Source organism: Micromonospora sp. C81 (genome assembly GCF_018070425.1).
Taxonomy (GTDB): Bacteria; Actinomycetota; Actinomycetes; order Mycobacteriales; family Micromonosporaceae; genus Micromonospora; species Micromonospora zamorensis.
Genome location: NZ_JAGPXS010000011.1, coordinates 74890 through 100021 on the forward strand (window position 1 = coordinate 74890; position 25132 = coordinate 100021).

Sequence of the window (25132 nt, forward strand, 5' to 3'; positions counted from 1 at the left end):
TGCGGGGCCCCGTCCGCCCGTCCCACACCGGTTTGGCACCGGGTTCCGACGTCGGCGTCGGCGGCGACGACGCCGGACCGGTTTCCGGTCCGGGCGCGGGCAGACGGGGCTTGGTAGACAGGGTCGGGTCGGCGTCTCGACCCTGTCTCCCCCGCACCCGACCGGCCGGGGCGCTGATGCGTCCCGACCGGGCGTCTCAGGCCGCCGTGCCCACCAGGTCACCGACCGCAGCACGACCCGCCGGACGTCGGCGGGTGGATGCGGTACGGGTGGGGGCAGCGGCGGGCGATGCCATCAGGTCCTCCGGATCTCCGGATTGGTGGCGGTCCTCCGGTGCGGCCGGGGAATCCCGGTCCGGTCGCACCGGACGACCGTCCTGCTCGTGCGCCACCGGGCCGCAGTGCCCGGCCGCACGCTCTCCGACGCCGACCTCGTCCCGGCCGCAGGGCGCAATCCGCGGCCGGTCCCTCGCCGGTCGGCTTCGGGAAGCTGGTAGGGCGATGGTGGTGCGATCACCACCCATCGCGGATGGTCGATGGTCAGACGGCCGCCGCGATCAGCGCCGGCTCCACCTCGGTCCAGGAGGAACCGAGTTCCGCCGAGCGGGTCACCGCGTCCAGCACCAGCTGGACCTGCAACGCGTCGGCGAAGGACGGAGTCGGGTCGACGCCGGTGGCGACCGCCTCGATGAAGTCGCGCATCTCGTGCGTGAACGAGTGCTCGTAGCCGATGATGTGGCCCGGAGGCCACCACGCCGACATGTACGGGTGCTCGCCCTCGGTCACCAGGATGCGGCTGAAACCCTGCTCCACGCTCGGCCTGGTGGCGTCGTAGAACTCCAGCTCGTTGAGCCGCTCCAGGTCGAAGATCACGCTGCCCAGCGAGCCGTTGATCTCGACACGCAACGCGTTCTTGCGACCGGTGGCGAACCGGCTCGCCTCGTACGTGGCCAGGGCGCCACCGTCGAGCCGTGCCACGAAGACCGCGGCGTCGTCGACGGTGACCGGCCCGGTGGGCGCCGTGTGGCCGTCCACAGTGGCCGCGAGACCACTCGACTCGGCCGGCAACGGCCGTTCCTTGACGAACGTCTCGGTGACCGCGCTGACCCCGCTGATCTTCTGGCCGGTGACGAACTGGGTCAGATCGATGATGTGCGCACCAATGTCACCGAGCGCGCCGGAGCCCGCCCTGTCTTTCTGCAACCGCCAGACCAGCGGGAACTGCGGGTCCACGATCCAGTCCTGCAGGTACGTCGCACGGACGTGTCGAATCACCCCGAGTCGTCCGTCGGCGACCAACTGGCGCATCATCGTGACCGCGGGGACCCGGCGGTAGTTGAACCCGCACATCGACCGCACCCCGGAGGCCCGGGCGAGTTCCGCCGCAGCGGTCATCGCCCGTGCCTCCGCCACCGTGTTGGCCAACGGCTTCTCGCACAGGACGTGCTTACCGGCGGCCAACGCGGCGAGCGCGATCTCGGCGTGACTGTCGCCCGGTGTGCAGACATCAATCACGTCGATGTCGTCCCGGTTGATCAGGTCACGCCAGTCCGTGGTGTACGCGTCCCAGCCGAGCCGGTCGGCGGCATCCGCCACCTTCGTTGTATCTCGACCGCAGATCAGCGCCATCCGGGCCCGCGCCGGCAGGTCGAAGACGCGGTTCACGGTGCGCCACGCCTGTGAGTGCGCGGCGCCCATGAACGCGTAGCCGACCATGCCGACCCGCAGTTCTTTGTCTGTCGTGGACAAGGTGGGTCTCCCCCCGGTATGTCAGAACCCGAGCTTGTCGTAGCTGCTCGCGTTCTCCTTGGTGATCGTCTCGGAGGCCAGGGTTACTTCCTTGGGAACCTGCAGTTCCGTCAGGTCGCCCAGGCCCCGGCCCTGCGCGACGAGCCGCGCGAGGGAGACTGCCGACGAGGCCATCGACGGGTTGTACGTGACCGTTGCCTTGAGCACGGTGTTGTCGGCCTTGATCGCGTCGATCGCGAGCTTCGAGCCGGCGCCGCCGACCATGAAGAACTCAGACCGGTTGGCCTGCTTGATGGCGGCCAGCACACCGATGCCCTGGTCGTCGTCGTGGTTCCAGACCGCGTCGATCTTCGGCAGCGCCTGGAGCAGCTGGGCCGCCTCACGCTGGCCGCTGTCCGAGGTGAACTCGGCGGAGCGACGGTTGTTCACCTTGAACCCGTAGGTCGCCAGGGCCGCCGCGAAGCCGGCGCTGCGCTCGACGGTCAGCGGGATCTCCAGGCCGGCGATCTCACCGATCACCGGGTTGGCGATGCCCTTGGCCTTGAGCTGCTTGCCGATGAAGTGCCCGGCCGAGACGCCCATGCCGTAGTTGTCGCCCTTGATGACCAGCCGCGAGGCCAGCGCGTCGGGGAACGCCCGGTCGAGGTTCACGATCGGGATGCCCGCCTGCATCGCCTGGAGGGCAACGGCGTTGACCTCCTTGCCGTCGTGCGGCAGCACGACGATGATGTCCGGCTTCTGGGCGATCAGGGTGCCGAGCGTGGAGCGCTGGGCCTCGGAGTTCGACCCACCGTCGACCTCCTTGAACTCCACGTCCGAGTAGGCCGCGGCCTGAGCCTTGTCGTTGGCGTGGATCGCACCCATCCAGCCGTGGTCGGCGGCCGGCGCGGAGAAGCCGATGACGACCTTCTTGCCCGGCGCGTTGTTGCCGGCGCTGTCTCCGGCGGCCTTGGTCTGGGTGCTGGCTGCCGGCGTCTCGTTGCTGGTGCAGGCGGTGAGAAGGGTGGCGGCGCCTACTGCGGCTCCACCGAAGAGCAACCGGCGGCGCGACAGGTCGCGACTGTGCTGGGTCATGAATGACCTCCTGGGAGCGGGATTTGAGTTGGTGAGGGTGTGCGAGGCCCGGCCACTGTCGAATTTCTCGACGTCGCCCGGGACAACGGTGCGGTGCGTCAGGTAGCGGTGGTGACCCTGTTCCGCGCGAGGAGCCGAGTGACGGACTTGAACTGGAACTGCTGGACCAGGACGGCGGCGACGATGATGCCGCCCTTGACCATGTTCTGCGCCTCGATGGAGAGGCCGTTGATGGCGAAGAGGTTGGTGATCGTGGCGAAGATGATGACGCCGAGCAGGGAGCCGACGATCGTGCCCCGACCACCGCTGAGCAGCGTTCCACCGATGATGGCCGCGGCGATCGCGTCCAACTCGTACAGGTTGGCCATCGCCGCCTGCGCCGAGGTGGCCTGCGAGGTGAGCATGATGGCGGCGATGCCGCAGCACAGACCGGAGAGCGCGTAGAGCAGCATGGTGTGGCGGCGGACGTTGATGCCGGCCAGCCGTGCCGCCTCCGGGTTACCGCCGACGGCGATGGTCCGCCGGCCGAAGGTCGTCCGGTTGAGCACGACCCACCCGGCCAGCACCACCGCGCCGAGGATGTAGACGAGGATCGGAATACCGATCACCTTGCGCGCCGCGATGTCGTTGATGAAGGTGCTGCTCGACACCTGGGTCTGCTTGTTGGAGATCGACGCCGCGAGGCCCCGCGCCGCCACCAGCATCGCGAGCGTCGCGATGAACGGCACCAACCGCCCGTACGAGATGAGCACCCCGTTGACCAGACCGACACAGATGCCGACCGCGAGGGCCGTGAAGATCATCCCACCGGCGCCGTAGCTCTGGGTGGCCACCGTGGTGCACCAGACGCCGGCCAGCGCGACGATCGCCCCGACCGACAGGTCGATGCCACCGCCGATGATCACGAACGTCATACCGACCGTCACCACGCCGACGACCGAGGCGAGCTGAAGGATGGCCAGGACGTTGTTCCAGACCCAGTTCGGGTCACCGTAGAGATCCGGCTTGGTCACCGCGCCAACCACGATCAGTGCGGCCAACACACCGATCAGACCGAGGTTGCGCTTGGCGCCGTCGCCGCCGTCGCCCCGCCACCAGGAGAGCCGACCCGCGGATGCTGCTTTATCGCCGGCCACCGCCGTCTCCGCCGGGTCCACCGGCGGCGACTGCGCCGGAAGCTGCGGGCGCTCCGGTGTCGCGGTGGGAGTGGGAGTCGCGTCGCTCATGCCGGTGCGCCTTCCATCAAGGACCCCGCCATCACGAGGTCAAGCACAGTGTTCTCGTCGAGTTCGCCGGCCGCGGCCTCGCGGACGACCCGCCCTTCCCGCATCACCAGCACCCGGTCGGACAGACCCAGCACCTCGGGCACCTCGCTGGAGACCAGCAGCACGCCGACGCCCTGAGCGGCCAACGCCCGGATGACCTGGTAGAGCTCAGCCCGGGCGCCCACGTCCACGCCCCGGGTGGGCTCGTCGAGCAGCAACAACTTCGTGCCGCCGAGCAACCACCGCCCGACCACGACCTTCTGCTGGTTGCCGCCGGACAGCGTGCGTACCGGCCGGTCGACGTCCCGGGGCCGCAGCTCCAGGGTCTCGGCGATCCGGTCCGCCTCGGCGCGTTCCTTGGCGGCGTTGGTGAAGCCGAGCCGCGCGTACCGGCCGAAGGTGGCCAGCGTGACGTTGCGGTAGATCGGCTCACCGAGCAGCAGCGCCTGGCTCTTGCGTTCTTCCGGGGCCATCCCCATGCCGGCCCGCACCGCCGCGCCCACGCCGGGACGCAGCACCTTGCCGTTCATCCGGACCGAGCCGGCCTCCGCGAGACGGGCGCCGTAGATGGTCTCCAGCAGTTCGGAACGGCCGGAGCCGACCAGCCCGGCAATGCCGACGATCTCCCCGGCACGCACGTTCAGCGAGACGTCGGCGAACTCGCCGGGCCGGGTCAACCCCTGCACCTGGAGCAGGTCGGCACCCGCGGCGTCGTCGCTGGGCCGGTCCGGGAAGACGTACTCGATGGTCCGGCCGGTCATCCGGCTGACCAGGTCGCGGGTCGGGGTGTCGCGCGCCGGCAGGTTCGCCGCGGTGGTCCGGCCGTCCTTGAGTACGGTGACCCGGTCGCCGATCTCGCGGATCTCCTCCAGGCGGTGGGAGATGTAGATGACGGCGATGCCCTGCGCGGTCAGCTCCCGGATGATCCGGAACAGGTTGCCGACCTCGTCATGGGCCAGCACGGCGCTCGGCTCGTCCATGATGATCAGTCGGGCCTCGTGTGACAGCGCCCGGGCCATGCTGACGATCTGCTTGCCCGCCGCCGGCAGCGACCGGACCATCCGCCCGGGCGGAATCTCGCCGTGGCCGAGCCGACTGAGGATCTGCCGGGTGTGCCGGGCCATCCGGCCGCGCCGGACGAACCCGAAGCTGCGGTATTCGTGGCCGAGGAAGGCGTTCTCCGCCACCGACAGGTCCTCGACGAGGTCGAGCTCCTGGTAGATGGTGGCGATGCCGGCCTTCATCGCGGCCTGCGGGTTGGCGAACGTGGCCGGCTCGCCGCGCCACTCCACCTGCCCGGAATCCGGTTGGTGCACCCCGGAGAGCACCTTGATCAGGGTGGACTTGCCGGCGCCGTTCTGACCGAGCAGACAGTGCACCTCGCCGGCACGCACCTCCAGCTGCACACCATCGAGCGCGCGTACGCCGGGGAAGGTCTTGACCACATCGGTGAGGCGCAGGACCACCTCGCCCGCGACGGTGTCAGCGGGAGCCTCGACCAGCGGTGCCTCGGCGACGGCCTCAGCCGACGCGGTGGCGGCGTCATCCTCGGGCAGAGCCACAGTCTCCTCCTCGCTCACGACAGGATCTCGGTCAACTTCACGGCACCGGCCGCTGGTCGCGACTGCGGGGCTCGCGAGCCCGGCTCACTGCTCGCGCTCATGACGCCTCCGCGAAGGCGACGTCACTCGCGAGCACCGCCGCCCCGGTGACACCGGCACGGCCACCGAGCTCGGACAGCACAACGGGCAGGTTGCCGGTGGCCAACGGCAGCGACCGGCGGTAGACCACGCTGCGGATCTCGGCGAGCAGGATGTGCCCGAGCTGGGCCAACCCGCCGCCGATCACGATCATCGACGGGTTGGTGAAGCTGACCAGGCCGGCGAGCACACCGCCGACCCGCCGTCCGCCGTCACGGATCAGCTGGATGCAGGCCACGTCTCCCTCGACGGCGCCCTCGGCGACGTCGAGGGCCGTCACCACACCGCGCAGCGTCATCCGCTCGGCGAGCGCCGGCGAGACGCCACTGCGGGCGGCCGCGGTGGCCTCCTTGGCGAGCGCGGCACCGCTGAACAGCGCCTCCAGGCAACCGATGTTGCCGCAGGAACACATCGGACCGTGCGAGTCGACCTGGATGTGGCCGATGTCGCCGGCGCAACCGTCGGTGCCCCGGTAGACCTCGCCGGTGAGGTAGATGCCGCACCCGATGCCGGTGCCGATCTTCACGAAGAGGAAGTCGTCCACCGAGTGGGCGACCCCGCCGTGCCGCTCACCGATCGCCATGATGTTGACGTCGTTGTCGACCACCGCCGGGCAGCCGTGCTCTCGGCTGAGCAGCTCGCGCACCGGGAACCGGTCCCAGCCCGGCATGATCGGCGGCGAGACCGGAACGCCGTCGCGGAAGCTGACCGGGCCGGGTACGCCGATGCCGACCGCGTCCAACCGCTCGTACGCGCCGTCGACCCGGGCCTTGTGCAGCAACTCGTTGACCCGTTGCAGGGTCACCTTCGGGCCGTTGCGGATGTCGGCGGCCTCGCCGTAGTGGGCCACCGGTTCGAGGCGGCCGTTGACCACCTCGATGTCTATCGAGCTGGCGCCGAGGTCGACGGCGGCGAAGCGGAGCTTCGGGTTGAGCTCCACCAGGGTCGAGCGACGCCCACCTCGGGAAGCGGCCAGCCCCGCCTCGGCGACGTAGCCCAGCGCGACCAGACGTTCCAGCTCGGCCAGCATGCGCGGGCGCGGCATCTGGAGCCGGTCGCCCAGCTCGGCCCGGGACACGGCCCCCTCGTCGCGGAGCAACCGCAACAGTCGTACGTGCAGGGGATCGACGGTCCGCAACGGGGGCCACCTCTTCATCAGCCTCGTTCACATCGACGTCATGTCGATGTGTTGTGTCCGACACAGTAGGAGCGTTCCGCGCCGCCTGTCCAGAGCTTCAACCGTTCCGAGACCAACTTTTGTCCGAAAGAACAAAAGCTACTAGTCGATCAAGAAAAGGATCACGGGCCGCCCGCATCCGCTTGCCAGCAGTTCCATCGATGGACACGAAATCGCCCCGCCAGCCGGACGTGCGGTGGCGGGGCGATTCGTGCGAGGCGGTCAGCTGCGGCCGGCGGATCCCCTCTTCTTGCGAAGCTTGCGGTCGTCGCGCAGCTCGACGTACGGCTCGTCGTCGACGTCGTGACCCGCCTCGATGGCGCGGCCCCGCTCCAACTCGGCGTCGAACTCGGCACCCAGCAGGATCGCGATGTTGCTCAGCCAGAGCCAGACCAAGAAGATGATCACGCCGGCGAGCGCCCCGTACGTCTTGTTGTACGAGCCGAAGTTGCTCACGTAGAAGGCGAACAGCCCGGAGATCACCAGCCAGATCACCACGGCCAGCACCCCGCCCGGGCTGACCCAGCGGAAGCCGCCGTGCCGCGCGTTCGGCGAGGCCCAGTAGAGGATCGCGAACATCAGGCTGACCAGGATCAGCAGGACCGGCCACTTGGCGACGTCCCACACCGCGACGGCCGTCGAGCCCAGCCCGATCACGTCACCCACCGATTCGGCGAGACGACCGGTGAAGACCACGATCACCGCGCTGACCAGCAGCAACACCCCGACCACCGCGGTCACGCCAAGCCGGATCGGGAGCGTCTTCCAGATCGGCCGCCCCTCCGGCACGTCGTAGATGGTGTTCGAGGCGCGCATGAACGCGCCGATGTAACCGGACGCGGACCAGAACGCGGCCAACAGACCGATGATCGCCGCGACGCTGGCCAGACCGCCGTTCTGCTGGGCGGTGTCGATCGCTTCCTCGATGATCTTCTGGATGCTGTCGTTCGGCACTGCCTGGTTGACGGTGTCCTTGACGCCCTGGGTGGCGCTCTTGCCGAGCAGGCCGAGGAGGGAGATCAGCACCAGCAGGCCGGGGAAGATGGACAGCACCCCGTAGTAGGTCAACGCCGCCGCCCAGTCGGTCAGGCTGTCGTCCTGGAACTCGCGGACCGTCCGGCGCAGCGCCGCCTTCCAACCGCTGCCGGGCAGATCGGTGGGGCTGTCCGGCCCCGCGTCGGGCCCGACCGGCGCGTTCGCGGCATCACGCTCCCGCTCCCGCTGGGCGGAAGACTCGTCCGAGGCCATCGCCCCTCCTCTTCGTCGGTGGTGTCACCACCGGACATGCCCCGTGAACGCGCGCGGATAACCCCTACTTGTAGAGCAACCTGCCCATCCGACGGGAGGCCACGAACAGGCCGACCGCCAGCATCGCCAGCAGGTAGAGCACGTCGAGCACCCAGACCCAGCCACCGCCGCCCAGCGCGACCCCACGGATCAGGTGCACCGACCGGTACAGCGGGGTGACCTCGACCAGCCAGTGCAGCAGAGTCGGGTAGGCCTGCGCCGGCACGAAGGTGCCGGAGAACAGGAACAGCGTGAACTGCGCGGAGCCCACCAGGTCGAAATCCTGCCAGCTGCGCATGAAGGTGGAGATCGCCATGCCGAGCGCCCCGAACGCGAACCCGACCAGCACCGCGGCCGGTAGGGCGGCCAAGGCGCGGCCGACGCTGGTCAGATCCAGAGCGACCATCACCCCGAGGAACGCGGCCGAGTAGGCGCTGCCCCGCAGCATCGCCCAACCCAGCTCGCCAACGGCGATCTCGAACGGCCGTACCGGGGTGGCGATCATCCCGTCGTACAGCTTCATGTATTTCATCTTGCCGAAGAAGTTGAAGGTGGTCTCCGCGAGCGCCCCGGTCATCGCCGAGGACGCGAGCATCGCCGGGGCCACGAACTCCGCGTACGAGACCAGTCGGCCGTCGGGCAGCGGCAGGTCGCCGACGAGCGCCCCCACGCCCACCCCGATGGAGAGCAGATAGAGCAGCGGCTCCACGAAGCCGGACAGCAGCAGCAGCCAGTAGACCGACTTCAGTGCCGAGAGGTTGCGCTCGACCACCGACGCCGACCGCCGGGACGCGGCGGAGACGTCGACCAGCCGGGGCAGGATCAGCGTGACCACGGCGGCCTCCCTAGACGACGAGCTTGCGACGGAACGTGCGCAACGCCAGCAGCCAACCGGCGACGGCCCAGGCTGCCAGGTAGAGCACATGCCCGGCGACCGACCACTGTGGGGCGATGCCGAGCGTGGCCGCGCGACACAGGTCGACGGCGTGCCACAGCGGCGTCACGTACGCCAGCCACCGCAGCGCGTCGGGCAGGGACTCGACCGGGAAGAACACCCCGGCGAAGAGCGTCATGGGGATGACGGCGAACCGGAACAGCATCGCGAGCCAACTGTCGCTGGACACCGACGCGGCGTACGCGAAGGTCGGCGCGGCGACGGCCAGCCCCAGCAACGCGACCACCGGCAGGGTGACCACCGCCCACGGCGACCGCAGCGCCCCGAACAGCCCGGTGACCAGCAGAAACGCCACGATCGTGGTGAGCACCCGGAACAGCACGAAGGCCAGGTGCCCGGCCACGATGTCGCCCACCCGCAGCGGCGACGCGCTCTGCGCGAAGTAGGTCTTGACCCACTGGAAGTTGCTGAACACAGGCCAGGTCGAGTCACCGACGGTCACCTGGAGCGCGGTCGAGGCGATCAGCCCGGGCACCAGCCAGTCGAGGTAGCGCACCCCGCCGACGCCCTGGTCGATGTAGGCGCCGACGCCCAACCCGAAGCCGAGCACGGTCAGCACCGGCAGCAGGAACGACGAGAACACCCCGGCCCGCCAGGTGCGTCGTAGACCCACCAGATAGTGCTCGAAGACCGCGTACGCCGGCACCCACGGGAACCGCCCGCGCGTCGCTGTCGCCACGCTCACCACGACCACCCCCACCCACCATGCCGACCACCACGACCTGTCTACCTCCGGGGTACGACAGGCCGCCGGTCACCCTACGACGCCCCCGGAAGCGTGTCGCCCGGGTTTCAGCGGCTTGATCGACTCGGCTTCCAGGAACTCGCGGTGTCCACGTTGCCCGGACAGCCCGACTTCCAGAAAGCGGAGTCGATCAACCCCCCCCGGGGCGGGTGCGCGCGCAATTCACGCCTGCCTCGCGTGCCGGTCAGGCCGGCCGGCGCGCGCGGACCAGTGCCTGGACGGCGTAACCGAGCAGCAGCAGCCCCGCACCGGTGCCGACCACCCGACCCGCGGCGACCGCCGAGCCGAACGCGGCCACGAGCCCCGCCGCCGCCACCACGCACAGCGCGACACCGAGCGGCCTGAGCAGCGGGTCTCGCAGCAGCGGAGCGAGCGGGAAGAAGTGCAGCCCGACCACCGCGCAGACCAGCACCGGAATGTACTCGGACCGGTCGGCGGCAGCCAGCAGGACGGCGCCCAGCCCGGCGGCGGCGAACTCGGCGACGACGATGAGCAGGTACCGCCGGTTGGTCGCCCGCTCCTGCGCACCGCCACCCTCGCCCCGGGGACGGCCAGACATCACACCGCCCAGCACGGCGGTGATCATGGACGCCACGCTGCCGACCACCAACAAGGCGCGCCACGGCTGCTCCACCGCCGGCACGCTGAACCAGACCGTGGCGAAGATGCCCAGGTAGAGGGCGGTCAGGCCGGCCTGATGCCGGCTGTTGGTCGGCATGTTGGACATGGAACCCCCGTGGTTGGCTGCTGAACGGGCGGATGCGCTCGCCGGGCTGGCGATGCTACGCAAGGTCACCTGCATCCACCGGCCCGTCGGTCGGGCGATGTTACGCCCAAGATCGAATGCAGTCGAACGGCGATCGTTGGCAGCTGAGCGGTGCGACACGCCGGAGAAGTTGTCGCTGAGCTGCCAACGATCAGCCGAGGTCGGTCAGTCGACCAGGGTGCGGCCGGTCAGGTGCAGGAAGACGTCCTCCAGGCCGCTGCGCCGCACCAGCACGTTGGCCGGGTTGAGCCCCAACGCGGTGACCTCGGCGACCGCCGCGTCGCCGTCGGGCACGTAGAGCAGGACCCGGTCGGGCAGCACCTCGACCCGCTCCCCCAGCCCGTCGAGCTTGCTGGCGAACGGTTCCTGCGACTCGGCGGCGAAGCGCAACTCGACCACCTCGCGGGTGGAGTGCCGCTCGATCAGCGCCCGGGGCGACCCCTCCGCGACGATGCGGCCGCCGTCCATCACCACCAGCCGGTCGCAGAGCTGCTCGGCCTCGTCCATGTAGTGCGTGGTGAGCACCAGCGTGACGCCCTGCTGCTTGAGCCGGAACAGCCGCTCCCACACCAGGTGTCGGGCCTGCGGGTCGAGCCCGGTGGTCGGTTCGTCGAGCAGCACGATCTCCGGGTCGTTCACCAGCGCGCGGGCGATGGTCAGCCGACGCTTCATCCCGCCGGAGAGCGGGTCGACCTTGCTGTCGGCGCGCTCGGTGAGCTGGACGAAGTCGAGCAGCTCGTCGGCCCGCTCGCGGGCCGCCCGCCGTGAGATGCCGAAGTAGCGGGCGTAGACGGTGAGGTTTTCCCGGACCGTCAGCTCCGGGTCGAGATTGTCGAGCTGCGGGCACACCCCGAGCCGCGCCCGGATCGCCGGCCCGTCGACCACCGGGTCCAGGCCGAGGATGCGCAGCTCGCCCCCGCTCGGTGGAGAGGTGCAGCCGACCATCCGCATGGTGGAGGACTTGCCGGCGCCGTTGGGCCCGAGGAAGCCGAACGCCTCACCCGAGCGCACCTCGACATCGATGCCGTCCACGGCGGTGAAGCCACCGAACCGCTTCACCAGCCCGCGAGCCTGAATCAATGGTCGCCCCGAAGTCACCGCCCGACCCTAACCGCCCGGTCCGACAGCCCTCCACGCAAATATCCGCCCGTGCCCAACCGGCCATCCCGTCAGCAGCGAAACCCCGATCGGTGCCCCACCGGTTTGCTGATCGACGTGTATCGTCCCCTCGTGCCGCCCATCAGCTCGCCCGATGGTTCCTCGTCACCCGTCCGACCAGCCAACTCTCCCGCCGGTGAGCCCGCGACGGGCCCCAGCAGCGCGGCCCCGCGACCGCGACCATCAGCCGAGCTCACCGCGCCCACCGAGCTCACCGCGCCCGCCGAGACCCCTGCGACCGGCGACGACCCGAGCGGAGACGACCCCACCAGGCACGACCCCACCAGGCACGACCCAAGCAGGGACAACCCGACCGGCGACGGCGACTCCGTCGCCGAACGGGCGACCCGGGATCTGGCTGCCCAGTTCGAGGACGAGAAACCGGGCCGCGTGTTGTCCGGGCCGGCGGGTCTGCTCCTCACCGCGGCGGCGCTGGCCGTTGGCGCCCTCTCCCTCTGGCAGGTGTTCCGCCCGCTGTCGCAGGGCAGCAAGTATTACTTGATCATCTTCCTGGCCGGCGTACTCCCGCTGGTCTTCCTCGCCTACCCGGCCGACCTGCGGCTGCGGGCCCGCCTGGCGGCCCGGCGCGGACGACGCAGCACCAAGGGCGGCGGCAACCACGACACTGACGCACCTGTCCTGACACGGCTGGCATCCACAACGCCCACCGCGACGGACTGGGTCCTGGTCGTGCTGGCGGTGGCGGCCTGCCTCTACCCAGTCCTGCCGGTCCCGCTCGGCTCGGGTGGCGGCGGCTACAACGCCTTCCTCGACCGGCAGGGTCTGCTGGTGCCGGCGGACCTGGCGATGGGCACCATCCTGCTGCTCCTGCTGCTGGAGGCGTGCCGACGCACGACCGGCTGGATCCTGCCCGCGGTCTGCCTGCTGTTCCTCGGCTACGGCTACTACGGCGGCTTGCTCCCGCAGTCGTGGCCGGTCGCCCATGCCGGGCTCGACTTCAGCCAACTGGTGGACGCGTTCTACAACTCCGACAGCGGCTTCTACGGCACTCCGCTGGACGTGGCCGCGTCGTACATCGTGCTGTTCACCATCTACGGCGCTGTGCTGGAGCTGTCCGGGGCCGGGCGGTTCTTCGTCGAGCTGTCGGCTGCGGCGTTCCGCCGCTCGCGTACCGCCGCCGGCCGGACGGCGGTGGCCTCCGGCTTCCTGCTCGGCACCGTCTCCGGCTCCGGGGCGGCGACGACAGTGAGCATCGGGGCGGTCACCTGGCCCCTGCTGCGCCGCGCCGGCTATCCCCCGGAGCGGGCCGGCGGCATGCTGGCCGCGGCCGGGGTTGGCGCGATCCTCTCCCCACCGACCCTGGGTGCGGCGGCGTTCATCATCGCCGAATACCTGGGCGTCTCGTACCTCCAGGTGCTGGGCTGGGCGACGGTGCCGACGGTGCTCTACTACCTCGGCATCCTGCTCTCGGTGGAAATCGACGCGCGCCGCTCCGGCGTACGCCCCGTCGTGATCGACGTCGCTTCGCCCTGGCGTCTGCTGGCCCGCTTCGGCTACCACTTCGCCTCGCTGATCGCGATCATCGTGTTCCTCGCGGTCGGCGTGTCCGCGACGAGGGCTGTCGTCTTCGCCATCCTCCTGGCGGTCGCGCTCTCCTTTCTGGACCGCACGAAGGACCGCGCGTACCGGCTCACCCCGGCCCGGCTGGTGACCGCACTCGTCACCGGCGTACGCGGCGTGCTCGCGGTGTCCGCGGTCTGTGCCGCCGCCGGCATCATCACGGCGACCACCACGAAGACCGGCCTCGGACCGCAGGCGGCGGCGTTGCTGATCGGTGGGGCGAAGGCGGCCACCTCGGACCCGACCCTGGTCCTGGTGCTCACCGCACTGCTCGCGGCCGTCGCCCTCAGCCTGCTGGGCCTGGCGGTGCCGGTCACCGCCTCGTTCGTGATCGGTTGGGTGATCGTCGGTCCGGCTCTGCTCGACCTGGGCGTGAGCGCGCCCGCCGCGGCGATGTTCGTCTTCTACTTCGCGGTCCTGTCCGAGGTGTCCCCGCCGACCGCGCTCGCCGCGGTGGCCGCCGCCGCGGTGACCGGCGGCCGGCTGGTGCCGACCATGTGGCAGACCCTGCGGTACGCGCTGCCGGCCTATCTGACCCCGATCGCGTTCGTCATCACCCCGGCCGGGCTCGGCCTGCTCGGCATCGGTGGCGTCCAGCGGATCGCCTTCGCCGCCGTGGTGACCGCGCTCAGCGTGGCGGTGCTCGCCGTCGCCGCCGGTGGCTGGCTGCCCGGGGTGGGGCCCGCGGGCGCCCCGGAACGCGTGCTCGGTGCCCTCGCCGGTGTCACCCTGCTCTGGCTCGAACCCGTCCCGGTCATGGTCGGCGCGGCACTGGCCGCCGTCGCGGCGGCAGGTGTGTTCGTCCGACGTGGATCCGCCGGTCGGCCATCGTCCGGATCACCAGCAAATCCTGTGGAGGAACAACTGTGAGACGAATCGACGTACGCCTCGCGGCGGGCCTGAGCGCTCTCGCCCTCGTCACGGTCGGCGCCACGGCTTGTGGAGGTCAGCAGGGCGGCGCCGACAAGGACGACGCGGCCAGCGACGTCACCTGCGAGGTGACCAAGGAGACCCGTGTCGGCATCGCCACCGGCAACGCGACGGGCGTCTACTACGTGGTCGGCAACGCCCTGGCCGGGCAGTTGTCCGGGGCGACCGGCGGCAAGCTCACCGGCACCGCGGCCGAGACCGGCGCCTCGGTGCAGAACGTCGAACAGCTCGTCGGCGGCCAGTACGACGTGGCGTTCTCCCTGTTCGACACGGCGGTCAACGCGGTCGAGGGCAAGGGCAGCTTCACCGCGCCGCAGCCGGTGGAGGCGCTGGCCCGCATCTACGACAACTACACGCAGGTGGTGGTCCGCAAGGACTCCGGGATCACCTCGGTGGCCGACATGCGCGGCAAGCGGATCTCCACCGGTTCACCGAAGTCCGGTACGGAGGTGATCGCCAACCGGCTGCTGGAGGCCGCCGGTCTCGACCCGGCCAAGGACATCCGGGCGCAGCGGCTTGACCTGACCAAGACGGTCGAGGGGGTCAAGGACGGCAGCGTGGACGGGTTCTTCTGGTCCGGCGGTCTGCCCACCGGTGGCCTGACCGACCTGTTCACCACTGCCGGCGACTCGGTGAAGTTCGTCGACATCGCGCCGTTGCTGCCGAAGATGACCGCGTCGAGCCCCGGCTACCAGGAGGGCACGATCGGGCGGGACGCGTACGGGACGGCGACCGACACCCCGACCATCGTCGTGCCCAACGTGCTGTTGGTCCGCAAGGACCTGGACGCCAATGTCGCCTGCGCGATCACCCGGACGGTGTTCGACAAGCGCGACGCCCTGGCCCAGGCCAACCCGGCGGCCAAGGGGATCTCGCTGGAGAAGGCCCGCAGGACCCTGCCGGTGCCGCTGCACCGCGGCGCGGAGAAGGCGCTGAAGGATCTCGGCGCCAACTGACCCAACCGGTCAGAGATCGGCCGGCGCGGTGGCGGCACGGGCCGCGCCGACCAGACGGTCGGTCTCGGCGAGCAGTGCCTCGTCGTCCGCGGGGGTGCCGGGGTCGAGTCGGACCGTCCAGGTCAGACCGTCGGCCCCGGCCACTCGGCGGGCCGCGACCCGCGCCGCGCCGCCGGGCACCGGCTGGTGCTCGGTGTACGCGACCGAGCGGGTCACCCGCGCCCGCACCTGGTGCGGCAGCTCACGCGGGTCGAGGAGGAAGTACGTCTCGGCCGGGCCGTCGGCGACCACCGTGTAGCCGTCGCGTTCGACGACGGTCTCGGCGGGGGTGACGGTCAGCTCCCGGCCGGACCAGACCGCCTTGAGGATGGTGTGCCAGCCGAGCCGTTGGCCTCGACCGGGCAGCCACAGCCCGAGGTTGGTGGCGACCACCACTCCGTCGCCCTCGCCGTTGCCAACGGCCGCCCATGCCAGCACCCGCTCGTCGGCGGTCAGCGGCGGCCGGTCGGCCGGCGGCAGCTTCGGCTTGCGGCTGAACAGTCCCATCTAGAGGCCTCCCGCAGCCTGCTCGCGCAGCGCCCGGGCGTGCTGCTCCAGGGACAGCAGCTCACCGAAGGCGGCGAAGTACTCGTCCTTGTTGTTGACCGGGTTGATCCGCTGGATGCGGGACTTGATGTCCCGGATCCGGGAGGTCACCGACCCGAACTGCACCCGCGCCATGGTGATCGACACGTAGCGTGGGTCGGCTTCCCCGTCGATCCGCAGCGGCTCCACCGCCAGCTCACCGACGAGCGCCGCCGCCGCCAGGTCGTCGCAGGCGTCGCGGACCGACTCGATCCAGACCGCGCCGCCGGTGGCTGACGCGGCGCCACCGGCCGCCGCGATGGCCGCGCGCACCCCGACGTGCACCGGGTGGCGGTATTCGGTGGCCTCGACCGCGTCGAACATGGGCCCGGCCAGGACCGGCTGCTGGAGGGCGAGTTTCAGCGCCTCCCGTTCGACCATCGACAGCGGGCTGTCCGGGGTCGGCTCGGGGCGGGCCGATGCGGGGCGGATGGCGGGTGCGGCGTCGCGGGTGCCGGGCGGCGGGGTGTTGGCGGCGGCGAGCACCGCCCGCTGCACCGGCTCGATCTCCATGCCGAGGTCCATGGCGAGCTTGCGGACGTACTCCGGGCGCTTTTCCCGGTCCTTGAGGCGCGCGACCAACGGCGCGGCGTGGCGCATGGCCTCGACCCGGCCGTCGACGGTGTCCAGGTCGAAGCGGCCGATCACGTGTCGCAACGCGAAGTCGACAAGCGGCTCGCGGCGCGCGACCAGGTCACGCACCGCCAGGTCGCCCTTGGCCAGTCGCAGGTCGCACGGGTCCATGTTGTCCGGGCTGACGGCGATGAACGTGCGCCCGACGAAGCGCTGGTCGTCCTCGAAGGCGCGCAGCGCGGCCTTCTGGCCGGCGGCGTCACCGTCGAAGGTGAAGATGATCTCGCCGGCCACCTCGTCGCTGTCGAACAGGAGACGGCGCAGAACCGAGATGTGGTCCGCGGCGAAGGCCGTGCCGCAGGTCGCCACGGCAGTGGTCACCCCGGCCAGGTGGCAGGCCATCACGTCGGTGTAACCCTCGACGATCACCGCCCGACCCTGCTTGGCGATCTCCCGTTTGGCCTGGTCGATGCCGTAGAGCACGTGCGACTTCTTGTAGATCGGCGTCTCGGGGGTGTTCAGGTATTTCGGGCCGTCGTCGTCGTCGAAGAGCTTGCGCGCGCCGAAGCCGATCACGTCGCCGGCGAGGTCGCGGATCGGCCAGAGCAGCCGGCGGCGGAACCGGTCGATCAGGCTGCCGGAGCGGGCCTCCCGGGACAGCCCGGCAGTGACCAGCTCCTGGTGGGTGAAGCCCTGCTGGCGCAGGTGCTTGGTGAGCAGGTCCCAACCGTCCGGCGCGAAGCCACAGCCGTAACGCTCGGCGGCGGCCCGGTCGAACCCTCGCTGGGCCAGGAACTCCCGCGCCGGCCGGGCACCCGCGGTGCTGAGCTGCGCCCGGTAGAACTCGACCGCGGCGGCGTGCGCGGCGACCAGGCGCTGGCGCTGGCCCTGCTGCGGGCGAGGACGCGGGGCGCTCCTGTCGTCCTCGATGTAGCGCAACTGGATGCCGGCGCGGCCGGCGAGCCGCTCGACGGACTCCACGAAGCTGAGGTGATCGGCGTCCATCAGGAACTTGATGGCGTCGCCGCCGGCCCCGCAGCCGAAGCAGTACCAGACGTTGCGGGCCGGGGAGACGTTGAACGACGGGCTCTTCTCGTCGTGGAACGGGCACAGACCCTTGAGGTTGCCGCCGCCGGCGGACTTCAGGGTGACCGTCTCGGAGATCACATCCCCGATCGAGGTGCGTTCCCGGACCAGTGCGATGTCCTCGTCCCGGATCCGCCCAGCCATGCGCCACCCCCTCGGCGTACATCCTGCCCTGCCGGGCCGACGACACGCCGGCCGGGGGACGCCGGTGTGGCGGCCACCGCTGCCGGCTGGGCGGTTCCGGCCCGCAGGCCGGGCCCGCCCGGGGACCATGACCAGATGCGCAGGGTACGGACCGACGTCCCCCGCCTGCCCAGATGGTTGGCCGGTCGGATCGGGCTACGCGGACAGGCCCCGCCTGCGGACGAGGCCGGACACCGCCATGCCACCTGGTTGGAGCTCTTCCTCGACCTCATCTTCGTGTACGCGCTGGCGGCGGTCGTCGCCCGGCTGGGCAGCGACCCGACCCCGTCGCCGAGTGCCGTGCTGGCCGTGATCGGGCTGTTCGTGGTGATCCAGTGGGCGTGGGTGGGGCAGGTCTTCTACGACACCCGGTTCGACCCGGATGACGCGCTGCACCGGGTGCTGGTGCTGTTCGCGTTGGTCGGCGCGGGCGCGATGACGCTCGGCGTCGACGAGGTGCCGGAGAGCGTGCTCCTGCCGGTCGGGTACCTGATCGTGCGCGGGGTGCTGCTCCTTCTGTACCTGCGGGCCCGGCCGACCAGCCCGATGGCAGGCATGGTGACGACGGTCTACCTGATCGGATTCGGGTCGGGCTGGCTGATCTGGCTGGTGTCGCTGACCGCGCCCCCCGACCGGCGCCCGACGCTGTGGGTGGTCGCGATGGTCATCGAACTGGCCACGCCCTGGGTCGGGGCGCGCTGGCTCAACCGCTGGCCGGTGGACAACCGGCACCTGCCGGAACGGATCGGGCAGTTCACGATCATCGTGCTGGGTAGCGCCCTGGCCAGCCTGCTCTTCGCCGTGCCGGACCATCCCCCGCCCCACATGATCCTCACCGCCGGGTTGGCCTTCCTGATCCCGGCGGCCGTCTGGTGGGTCTACACGACCTTCGTCACCACCCGACTCCTCCAGAGTCGTCTGCGGGGCGGGCAGGCATACAGCTACCTGCACATTCCGCTCGGCGGTGCGCTGCTGCTGCTCGGCTGGGCGCTCGGGCAGGTGGTCCGGCTGGTCGACGACGACGCACCCCGGCTGCCGCTGGAGCTGCGGCTGCTGCTGGCCGCCTCGATGGTGGTGTGGACGGTGTGCGGCCTGGCCCTGTACTGGTTGTGGACCCGGCCGAGCCTCGCCCGGTTGGCGATCGCCGCCTACGGGGTGGTCTCGGTCAGTGTGATCACCGCGACGGTGCACGAGCCGAGGCTGATGCTGTCCCTGCTCGCCGCGGCGATCGTCGGGTACGCCGTGCTGCTCAGCCGCCGACTCGCCCGGGCCGGCGAGTCGACCCAGACACCCGAGGGATGATCCGCCCTCAGGCGGCCGCGGCCTGCTCGGTCACCACAGCGGGGGTTTCCTCCTCGGCGGTCACCTGCCGGTTCCAGTCGGCCTTGGTGGAACGCCAGCCCTCGTCGTCCATGCCGCGCCGCCAGTAGCCGGAGATGGAGAGCCGATCGAGAGGCACCCCGCGCTCGCCGCGCAGCAGCCGGCGCAGGTCCCGGACGAAGGCAGCCTCGCCGTGCACGAAGGCGTGCACGGTGCCGGCGGGGAACTCCAACGTCCGCACCGCCGCGACCAGCGCCTCGCCCACCGGGCGGTCGCCGCGGCGCAGCCAGGTCACCGCGACCGCGCCGGGGCTGAGCAACTTCTGCTCATCCGACGGGTCGGCGATCTCCACGAAGACGTGGGCCGGTGCGCCCAGCGGCAGCCGTTCCAGGGCGGCGGCGATCGCCGGCAGGGCGCTCTCGTCGCCGACCAGCAGGTGCCAGTCCGCGTCCGGGCTCGGGGCGTACGCGCCGCCGGGGCCGACGAAGTGCACCGGGTCACCCGGGCGCAACGCGGCGGCCCACGGGCCGGCCAACCCCTCGTCGCCGTGGTGCACCACGTCCACGGTCAACTCCTCGGCCAACGGGTCCCAGCGTCGCACCGTGTACGCGCGCAGCCGGGGCCACTGCTCCCGGGGCAGGTCCCGACGGATCGCGGCGAGGTCCAGCGGCTGCGGATAGTCGACACCGGGCTGCGGGAACACCACCTTGATGTAGTGGTCGGTGAACTCGCCCACCGGCAGACCGGTCAGCTCGTCCCCACCGAGGACGAGCCGGATCAGATGCGGGGTGGGCCGCTCGGTGCGCAGCACCCGGGCCGAGGTGACGTTCCTGGGGCGTTCCGTCATATCAGTTAGGCTAGCCTAAGCTGCCCCGTCGTGGGTCGGCGGTGTGTCCCCGCCGACGAGACGGGTGTGCCAGGTCACCGCCGCCGGGTCGGTGAGCGAGGCGACCTGGTCGATCACCACCCGCAGTCGGGCGGTGTCGTCCGGGGCGGCCCGCCACAGCGGAGCGAAGATCGGGTCGAGCCCTTCCGGAGCCCGCCGCACCAGCGCGGCGACCAGCTCGGCCAACATCGTCCGCTGACGCTCGTAGCGGCCCCGGAAGCCGGTCCGACGCATCACGTACCGCAGCGCGATGCCCTTGAGCAGGGCGCACTGCGCCCGGACCAGCCGAGGCACCACCAGGTCGGCGGCGTAGCGGCGATGTGGTCCGGGGCCGAAGCGCTCCTCCGTGGCAGCCACCGCAGCGGACACGAATCGCCCGGTCACCCCGCTGGTGGTGGCCTTCAGCGCGACCTGCGCGCGATGACTGCCGTCGTAGCCGGCCAGAGGGGCGAGCAGCGGGTCGGCCAGCAACTCGACCAGCACCTCGGCCAGGTCGGCCGCCGACTCCCCGGAGTAGGCGCCGGCCACGTCGGCGCAGAGCGCGGCCCGCTCGTTGGCGTCGGCGAGCAGCGGACGCAGCGACACGTACCCGCCGTGGATGCCGTCCTCCACGTCGTGCACCGAGTACGCGACGTCGTCGGCCCAGTCCATCACCTGCGCTTCCAGGCAGCGCCGGTCGCCGGGCGCACCCTCCCGGATCCAGTCGAAGACGGTCACGTCGTCGGCGTACACCCCGAACTTGCGCTCGCCGGGGCGGCGCGGCCAGGGGTACTTGCCGATCGCGTCGAGCGACGCCCGGGTCAGGTTCAACCCAGCGGACGACCCGTCCGGGGCGAGCACCTTCGCCTCCAGCCGGGTCAACACCCGCAGGGTCTGCGCGTTGCCCTCGAAGCCGCCGCACGGTGTGGCCAGCAGATCCAGAGCCGCCTCGCCGTTGTGCCCGAACGGCGGGTGCCCCAGGTCGTGGGCGAGCCCCGCCACATCCACCACGTCCGGGTCACAACCCAGCCGGGCGCCCATCTCCCGGGCGATCTGGGCCACCTCCAGCGAGTGCGTCAGCCGCGTACGCAGGAAGTCATCGGTCCCGGCGGTGTGCACCTGAGTCTTCGTGGCCAGCCGCCGGAACGCCGCCGAGTGCAGCACCCGGGCGCGATCACGCTCGTACGGTGAGCGGCGGTGCCCGGTGTCCTTGGGCGGCTCCTCGACCAGCCGGGCGTCCGCCGCAACAGGCTCACTTCTCACGCAGCCGCCGTTGTTCGCGACTGCGGGGCTCGCAAAACCGGCTCACTCCTCGCGCTCACGGAGGACGCAGAACTCGTTGCCCTCGGGATCTGCCAGCACCGTCCACTCCACGTCACCCTGACCGATGTCGACGTGCCGGGCGCCCATGTCGACCAGCCGCTCGACCTCGGCCTCCCGGTCGGCGGGGCGCAGATCGATGTGCAGCCGGTTCTTGCGGTCCTTGGCGTCGGTCACGGGCACGAAGACCAGGCCGGGCAGGCGGTCCGCGGACTGGCGGATCTCCACCTCGTCCGGACTCTCGCTGACGACCTGGTAGCCGAGCGCCTCGGCCCACCAACGGGCCAGTCGCGCCGGATCGCGGGCATCGACGGTGAGGTTCTCCCAGACGCTGGTCATTCAGTCACCTTTCCCGTTCGACGGCATACGCAATCGGCCGTGTGCGAGCGAGCCAAGATTACGCCCGCCACCGCTGGTCGACCCGCCCACGACGCATCGACGATTGGCCCACAACCGCCGATTGGCTTGGAGTTGTCAACCGATCGCTGAGGGTTATGGGCTCGCGGGCGGAAGTCGCGGCCGGTAGCGTTCCCAGCGCGGAACGTGACCAGCCGACCGACATGCGGAGCCCGACCGGTAAGGGGAAATCTCGTGGACGCGGACACGGTGGTGGGAACGGAACTACGCGGGCTGCGCCGCCGCCGGCCCGAGATCGCCGGCACGGTCCTGGCCGGCACCGACGGGCTGCTCATCTCCAGTGATCTGCCCAGCACCGACGCCACGCATCTCGCCGCGCTCGCCGCAGCCAGCTTCGGGCTCGGCCACCGGGTGGCCGACACGGTCCAACGTGGTGAGTTCCGGGAGTCGGTCGTCTGCACCACCGCCGGTTGCGTGGTGACCTACCCGGCCGGGCGCACTGCCCTGCTGACCCTGGTCACCGTTTCTGCGGCCGAGGATCTGGAAGCGCTGCACGAGGAGGCCCGTGCCGTGGCCCGTCGGGCGGGCTCGGTGCTGGACAGACGCGGTGGGGCAGTCGGCGCCACCTCGATTCAGGACGCGCACGGGCCGCTCGCCGTGCGTACGCCGATGGCCACCCTGCCGGCGCAGTTGCGCCGCTCGTCCCGGCCCACCTGGCGTCGCCCGCCGATCTGACCGCAAACCGCCAAACCCCCTCGACGGCACAGCGGCGCAAGAACTAGCCGGCGGCCGTGCGGGTGGCCGGGCGCCTGGTGTCGACGTTGCCGGTCATGGCGTTGAGGATGGCGGGTAGTTCGGCCACGGTCTGGGCGGGCAAGCCGGTCACGGTTTCCTCCGCCAGACCATGCCACAACTCCTTGACCTGGTCGGCAAGCGCCTTGCCGCTGTCGGTGAGTTCGACGATGCTGGCGCGCTTGTCGGAGGGAGCGGGCCTGCGGCGGATGTGGCCGGAGGCTTCGAGCTTGCGCGTCATGAGCGTGACACTGGGCGGCTCACAGCCGAGCGCCTCGCTGAGCTGGGCCTGAATTCTCGGGCCGGTCCGGTCGAGTTCGAGCAGGAGTGCCTCTTGGCCAGGGTGCAGGCCGAGGGGGGCCAGCAACGCGGCGGCCCTGGCCCGGTGGCGCAGGCTCAGCAGGCGGATGGCCTGGTTGAGGGCGTCGGCGTACTCGAAGTCCACGAACTCTCCTTGACAAGTTAGTTATGCGCATAACATTATGCGCATAACTAATTCTAGCAACACCGAGGAGCGCGACATGACCGTGAAGGTCGCTGTCATCTACTACAGCGCGACAGGCAGTGTGCACACACTCGCAGAGGCCGTCGCCGCGGGGGCCGCCTCGGCCGGGGCCGTCGTGCGGCTGCGGCGGGTCGCCGAGCTGGCACCCGACAACGCGATAGACCAGAACCCGCAGTGGCGGCGGCACACCGACGAGACCGCGTCGATTGCCCAGGCATCCCTCGAGGACCTGGCATGGGCCGACGCGTACGCGTTCGGGACGCCGAGTCGATTCGGCGCGCCGGCCGCGCAGCTCAAGCAGTTCATCGACCAGGCCGGCGGGCTGTGGCGGGAGGGGAAACTGGCCAACAAGCCGGTGACTGCCTTCACCTCGGCGTTCAACCGGCACGGTGGCAGCGAGGCAACGATCTTGTCGCTGAGCAACGTCTTCTACCACTGGGGATCGCTGATCGTGCCGCCCGGATTCACCGATCCGGTCGTGTCCGCCGCAGGCGGCAACCCCTACGGCACGTCGCATGTGGCCAGCCCGAACGGAGACGGCCCCGATGCCGCGGCGCTGGACGCGGCCAGGTACCAGGGACTTCGGCTAGCCAAGATCACACTTCAGCTGCTGGGCGACCACGTCGTCACCGATGCCGTCGTGGGTGACGGAAACAGCCACGGAGCCCTCGCCGGAGCAGCCTCCCGGACCGCGTGAGCGGCGGGTAGGCAGGGAGAGAAGTCATGACAAGCACCAGCACCGCAACTCAGCGGACCAGGCTGCAGGCCAGATCCTCATGGATGGTCCTGGCGCTGGCATGCGCCTGCCAGTTCATGGTGATCCTGGACGTCTCCATCGTCAACGTCGCGCTGCCCTCGGTCCAGCGGGATCTCGGCTTCACCGCCACCGGCCTGGCCTGGGTGGTGAATGGGTACGTGCTTACTTTCGCCGGCTTCATGCTGCTGGGTGGCCGGGCCGCCGACCTGTTCGGCCTGCGCCGGATGCTGGTCGCCGGGCTGTTCCTGTTCTCCGCCTCGAGTGTGGTCGGTGGCCTGGCAACCGCTCCGGAGATCCTGGTGGGGGCCCGCGTCGCGCAGGGTGTGGGCGCCGCCATGCTGGCCCCGGCCACGTTGGCCGTGATCAACACCTACTTCACCGAGCCGCAGGCGCGGGCCCGGGCGTTCGGGGCGTGGTCCGCTTCGGGCGGTGTGGGCGGGATGGCCGGCGCGCTCGCCGGCGGTGCCATCACCACGGGCCTGTCGTGGCGGTGGGTCTTCCTCATCAACGTACCGATCGGCGCCGTGCTGATCGTGTTGGCCATGATGTCGCTGGTCCGCACGCGAGCCAGCCGGCGAGAACCGCTCGACCTCGGTGGCGCGGTCACGGGCACGGCAGGGCTGGCCGCGTTGATCTACGGGGTCATGCAGAGCGCCGACCAAGGCTGGATGTCCGTGCGGGTTCTCGGGCCAGCCGTGGCGGGCCTGCTCCTGCTCGTCGTCTTCGCCGTGGTGGAGGCGCGTGTCGCCACCCGGCCGATGGTGCCCCTGCGGCTGTTCAGGATCCGGACCGTGGCCGTCAGCAACGCCATGTTGCTGCTGTTCGGCGGGATCGCCATCGCAATGTGGTATTTCACGTCGCTGTTCATGCAGAACGCACTCGGCTACAGCGCTCTTGAAGCCGGGCTCGGGCAGACACCCGCGGCGGTGGCGTTCGTGGTGATCGCGCGACTGTCCGCCGACCTGCTGCCCCGAACCGGTGCACGCCCTCTGGTGCTGGCCGGCAGCGTCTGCTTCGTGGCCGGCTTCGGCTGGCTCGCCCAGGCCCAGACGGACAGCGACTACGTCACAAGCGTGCTCGGACCCACGCTGCTCATCGCCGTCGGCATCGGCCTGACCTTCCCCACCCTGATGGCTGCGGCCACCGCCGACGCACCCGAAGGCGACGCGGGCATCATCGGCGGCCTGGCCAACACCGCCAGCCAGATAGGTGGCTCGGTAGCCCTGGCCGTACTCGCCACAGCCGCCAGCGCCAAGGTCGGAACAGACGCCGCGTACGCAGGCACCCCTGCCGCCCTCGCCGCCGGCTACGACCTGGTCTTCCTCATGGCAGCCGGGATCGGCCTGGCTATCGCGATAGTCAGCCTGCTGCTACCACAGCATCGCCGCGGCTGACCACGGCGGCGCGG

21 protein-coding genes and 1 pseudogene are annotated in these 25132 nt (G+C 70.7%); 6 read left to right on the plus strand and 16 right to left on the minus strand.

The window, feature by feature from the left end; translation table 11 throughout:
• Nucleotides 1-539: 539 nt before the first annotated feature.
• The 10 genes from KBX46_RS19150 to KBX46_RS19195 all read right to left on the minus strand — a co-directional run bounded on the left by KBX46_RS19150 (nt 540) and on the right by KBX46_RS19195 (nt 11815).
• Nucleotides 540-1715 (minus strand): Gfo/Idh/MocA family protein, encoded by a 1176-nt coding sequence (locus tag KBX46_RS19150; protein WP_370453101.1) that lies wholly within the window; start codon nt 1713-1715, stop codon nt 540-542.
• A gap of 54 nt (nt 1716-1769) precedes the next feature.
• Complete coding sequence (locus KBX46_RS19155; RefSeq protein WP_210793515.1) at nt 1770-2822, minus strand: substrate-binding domain-containing protein; 1053 nt, start codon at nt 2820-2822, stop codon at nt 1770-1772.
• Between the two features lie 98 nt (nt 2823-2920).
• Nucleotides 2921-4048 (minus strand): ABC transporter permease, encoded by a 1128-nt coding sequence (locus tag KBX46_RS19160; RefSeq protein ID WP_099856484.1) that lies wholly within the window; start codon nt 4046-4048, stop codon nt 2921-2923.
• Nucleotides 4045-5553, minus strand: a complete 1509-nt coding sequence (locus tag KBX46_RS19165) for a sugar ABC transporter ATP-binding protein (RefSeq protein ID WP_210793583.1) — start codon at nt 5551-5553, stop codon at nt 4045-4047. The genes KBX46_RS19160 and KBX46_RS19165 overlap by 4 nt, the downstream gene beginning before the upstream one ends.
• A 193-nt stretch (nt 5554-5746) precedes the next feature.
• Nucleotides 5747-6943 carry an ROK family protein gene (locus KBX46_RS19170; protein ID WP_231927121.1) on the minus strand — a complete coding sequence of 399 codons (1197 nt, stop codon included), beginning with the start codon at nt 6941-6943 and terminating at the stop codon, nt 5747-5749.
• 243 nt (nt 6944-7186) lie between these two features.
• Nucleotides 7187-8212, minus strand: a complete 1026-nt coding sequence (locus tag KBX46_RS19175; protein ID WP_210793516.1) for a YihY/virulence factor BrkB family protein — start codon at nt 8210-8212, stop codon at nt 7187-7189.
• Nucleotides 8213-8276: 64 nt separating this feature from the next.
• A complete protein-coding gene (locus KBX46_RS19180; RefSeq protein ID WP_088949647.1) occupies nt 8277-9086 on the minus strand; it encodes an ABC transporter permease in 810 nt (269 codons plus the stop codon).
• A gap of 10 nt (nt 9087-9096) precedes the next feature.
• Nucleotides 9097-9894 carry an ABC transporter permease gene (locus KBX46_RS19185; RefSeq protein WP_179783523.1) on the minus strand — a complete coding sequence of 266 codons (798 nt, stop codon included), beginning with the start codon at nt 9892-9894 and terminating at the stop codon, nt 9097-9099.
• 241 nt (nt 9895-10135) lie between these two features.
• A complete protein-coding gene (locus tag KBX46_RS19190; RefSeq protein ID WP_088949648.1) occupies nt 10136-10678 on the minus strand; it encodes a hypothetical protein in 543 nt (180 codons plus the stop codon).
• Between the two features lie 204 nt (nt 10679-10882).
• Entirely contained in the window at nt 10883-11815 is a 933-nt protein-coding gene (locus KBX46_RS19195; RefSeq protein ID WP_088949649.1) for an ABC transporter ATP-binding protein, read from the minus strand.
• A 132-nt stretch (nt 11816-11947) separates the two neighbouring features.
• Between KBX46_RS19195 and KBX46_RS19200 the strand changes: the two genes are divergently transcribed.
• Together KBX46_RS19200 and KBX46_RS19205 are read left to right on the plus strand one after the other, a co-directional pair.
• Entirely contained in the window at nt 11948-14326 is a 2379-nt protein-coding gene (locus KBX46_RS19200; protein WP_210793517.1) for a TRAP transporter fused permease subunit, read from the plus strand.
• Nucleotides 14323-15342, plus strand: coding sequence for a TAXI family TRAP transporter solute-binding subunit (locus tag KBX46_RS19205; protein ID WP_210793518.1), 1020 nt, complete (start codon nt 14323-14325; stop codon nt 15340-15342). Before KBX46_RS19200 ends, KBX46_RS19205 begins: the two co-directional genes overlap by 4 nt.
• A 9-nt stretch (nt 15343-15351) precedes the next feature.
• Here the strand turns inward: KBX46_RS19205 and KBX46_RS19210 are convergent, their stop codons facing one another.
• Nucleotides 15352-15888, minus strand: coding sequence for a hypothetical protein (locus KBX46_RS19210; RefSeq protein ID WP_141910737.1), 537 nt, complete (start codon nt 15886-15888; stop codon nt 15352-15354).
• Nucleotides 15889-17791, minus strand: a pseudogene (gene dnaG, locus KBX46_RS19215) (DNA primase).
• 113 nt (nt 17792-17904) lie between these two features.
• Between dnaG and KBX46_RS19220 the strand changes: the two are divergent.
• Complete coding sequence (locus tag KBX46_RS19220) at nt 17905-19110, plus strand: low temperature requirement protein A (RefSeq protein WP_210793520.1); 1206 nt, start codon at nt 17905-17907, stop codon at nt 19108-19110.
• 7 nt (nt 19111-19117) lie between these two features.
• On the opposite strand, the gene KBX46_RS19225 is transcribed toward KBX46_RS19220, so the two are convergent.
• Genes KBX46_RS19225 through KBX46_RS19235 form a run of 3 tightly spaced genes read right to left on the minus strand, consistent with a single transcriptional unit; the run spans nt 19118 to nt 21652 of the window.
• Nucleotides 19118-19975 carry a siderophore-interacting protein gene (locus KBX46_RS19225; protein ID WP_210793521.1) on the minus strand — a complete coding sequence of 286 codons (858 nt, stop codon included), beginning with the start codon at nt 19973-19975 and terminating at the stop codon, nt 19118-19120.
• A 15-nt stretch (nt 19976-19990) separates the two neighbouring features.
• Nucleotides 19991-21256, minus strand: coding sequence for a deoxyguanosinetriphosphate triphosphohydrolase (locus KBX46_RS19230; RefSeq protein ID WP_210793522.1), 1266 nt, complete (start codon nt 21254-21256; stop codon nt 19991-19993).
• Nucleotides 21257-21298: 42 nt separating this feature from the next.
• Entirely contained in the window at nt 21299-21652 is a 354-nt protein-coding gene (locus KBX46_RS19235) for a VOC family protein (RefSeq protein ID WP_210793523.1), read from the minus strand.
• A 252-nt stretch (nt 21653-21904) separates the two neighbouring features.
• On the opposite strand from KBX46_RS19235, the gene KBX46_RS19240 reads away from it, so the two are divergent.
• Complete coding sequence (locus KBX46_RS19240) at nt 21905-22405, plus strand: roadblock/LC7 domain-containing protein (protein WP_088949657.1); 501 nt, start codon at nt 21905-21907, stop codon at nt 22403-22405.
• A 43-nt stretch (nt 22406-22448) separates the two neighbouring features.
• On the opposite strand, the gene KBX46_RS19245 is transcribed toward KBX46_RS19240, so the two are convergent.
• Nucleotides 22449-22907: a MarR family winged helix-turn-helix transcriptional regulator gene (locus KBX46_RS19245; protein ID WP_210793524.1), complete on the minus strand. Its 459-nt coding sequence runs from the start codon at nt 22905-22907 to the stop codon at nt 22449-22451.
• Between the two features lie 76 nt (nt 22908-22983).
• On the opposite strand from KBX46_RS19245, the gene wrbA reads away from it, so the two are divergent.
• Both wrbA and KBX46_RS19255 read left to right on the plus strand, forming a co-directional pair.
• Nucleotides 22984-23664: an NAD(P)H:quinone oxidoreductase gene (gene wrbA, locus KBX46_RS19250; RefSeq protein WP_210793525.1), complete on the plus strand. Its 681-nt coding sequence runs from the start codon at nt 22984-22986 to the stop codon at nt 23662-23664.
• Between the two features lie 26 nt (nt 23665-23690).
• The gene (locus KBX46_RS19255; RefSeq protein ID WP_210793526.1) at nt 23691-25118 is read left to right on the plus strand and encodes an MFS transporter; all 1428 of its coding nucleotides are present in this window, start codon (nt 23691-23693) and stop codon (nt 25116-25118) included.
• Nucleotides 25119-25132: the final 14 nt, after the last annotated feature.

Coding starts and splice junctions, on each gene's coding strand:
- KBX46_RS19155 (WP_210793515.1), bottom strand. CDS start 2,822: ATGACCCAGCACAGTCGCGACCTGTCGCGCCGCCGGTTGCTCTTCGGT.
- KBX46_RS19175 (WP_210793516.1), bottom strand. CDS start 8,212: ATGGCCTCGGACGAGTCTTCCGCCCAGCGGGAGCGGGAGCGTGATGCC.
- KBX46_RS19160 (WP_099856484.1), bottom strand. CDS start 4,048: ATGAGCGACGCGACTCCCACTCCCACCGCGACACCGGAGCGCCCGCAG.
- KBX46_RS19235 (WP_210793523.1), bottom strand. CDS start 21,652: ATGACCAGCGTCTGGGAGAACCTCACCGTCGATGCCCGCGATCCGGCG.
- KBX46_RS19150 (WP_370453101.1), bottom strand. CDS start 1,715: ATGGTCGGCTACGCGTTCATGGGCGCCGCGCACTCACAGGCGTGGCGC.
- KBX46_RS19190 (WP_088949648.1), bottom strand. CDS start 10,678: ATGTCCAACATGCCGACCAACAGCCGGCATCAGGCCGGCCTGACCGCC.
- KBX46_RS19170 (WP_231927121.1), bottom strand. CDS start 6,943: ATGAAGAGGTGGCCCCCGTTGCGGACCGTCGATCCCCTGCACGTACGA.
- KBX46_RS19255 (WP_210793526.1), top strand. CDS start 23,691: ATGACAAGCACCAGCACCGCAACTCAGCGGACCAGGCTGCAGGCCAGA.
- wrbA (WP_210793525.1), top strand. CDS start 22,984: ATGACCGTGAAGGTCGCTGTCATCTACTACAGCGCGACAGGCAGTGTG.
- KBX46_RS19210 (WP_141910737.1), bottom strand. CDS start 15,888: ATGGGACTGTTCAGCCGCAAGCCGAAGCTGCCGCCGGCCGACCGGCCG.
- KBX46_RS19225 (WP_210793521.1), bottom strand. CDS start 19,975: ATGACGGAACGCCCCAGGAACGTCACCTCGGCCCGGGTGCTGCGCACC.
- KBX46_RS19220 (WP_210793520.1), top strand. CDS start 17,905: ATGCGCAGGGTACGGACCGACGTCCCCCGCCTGCCCAGATGGTTGGCC.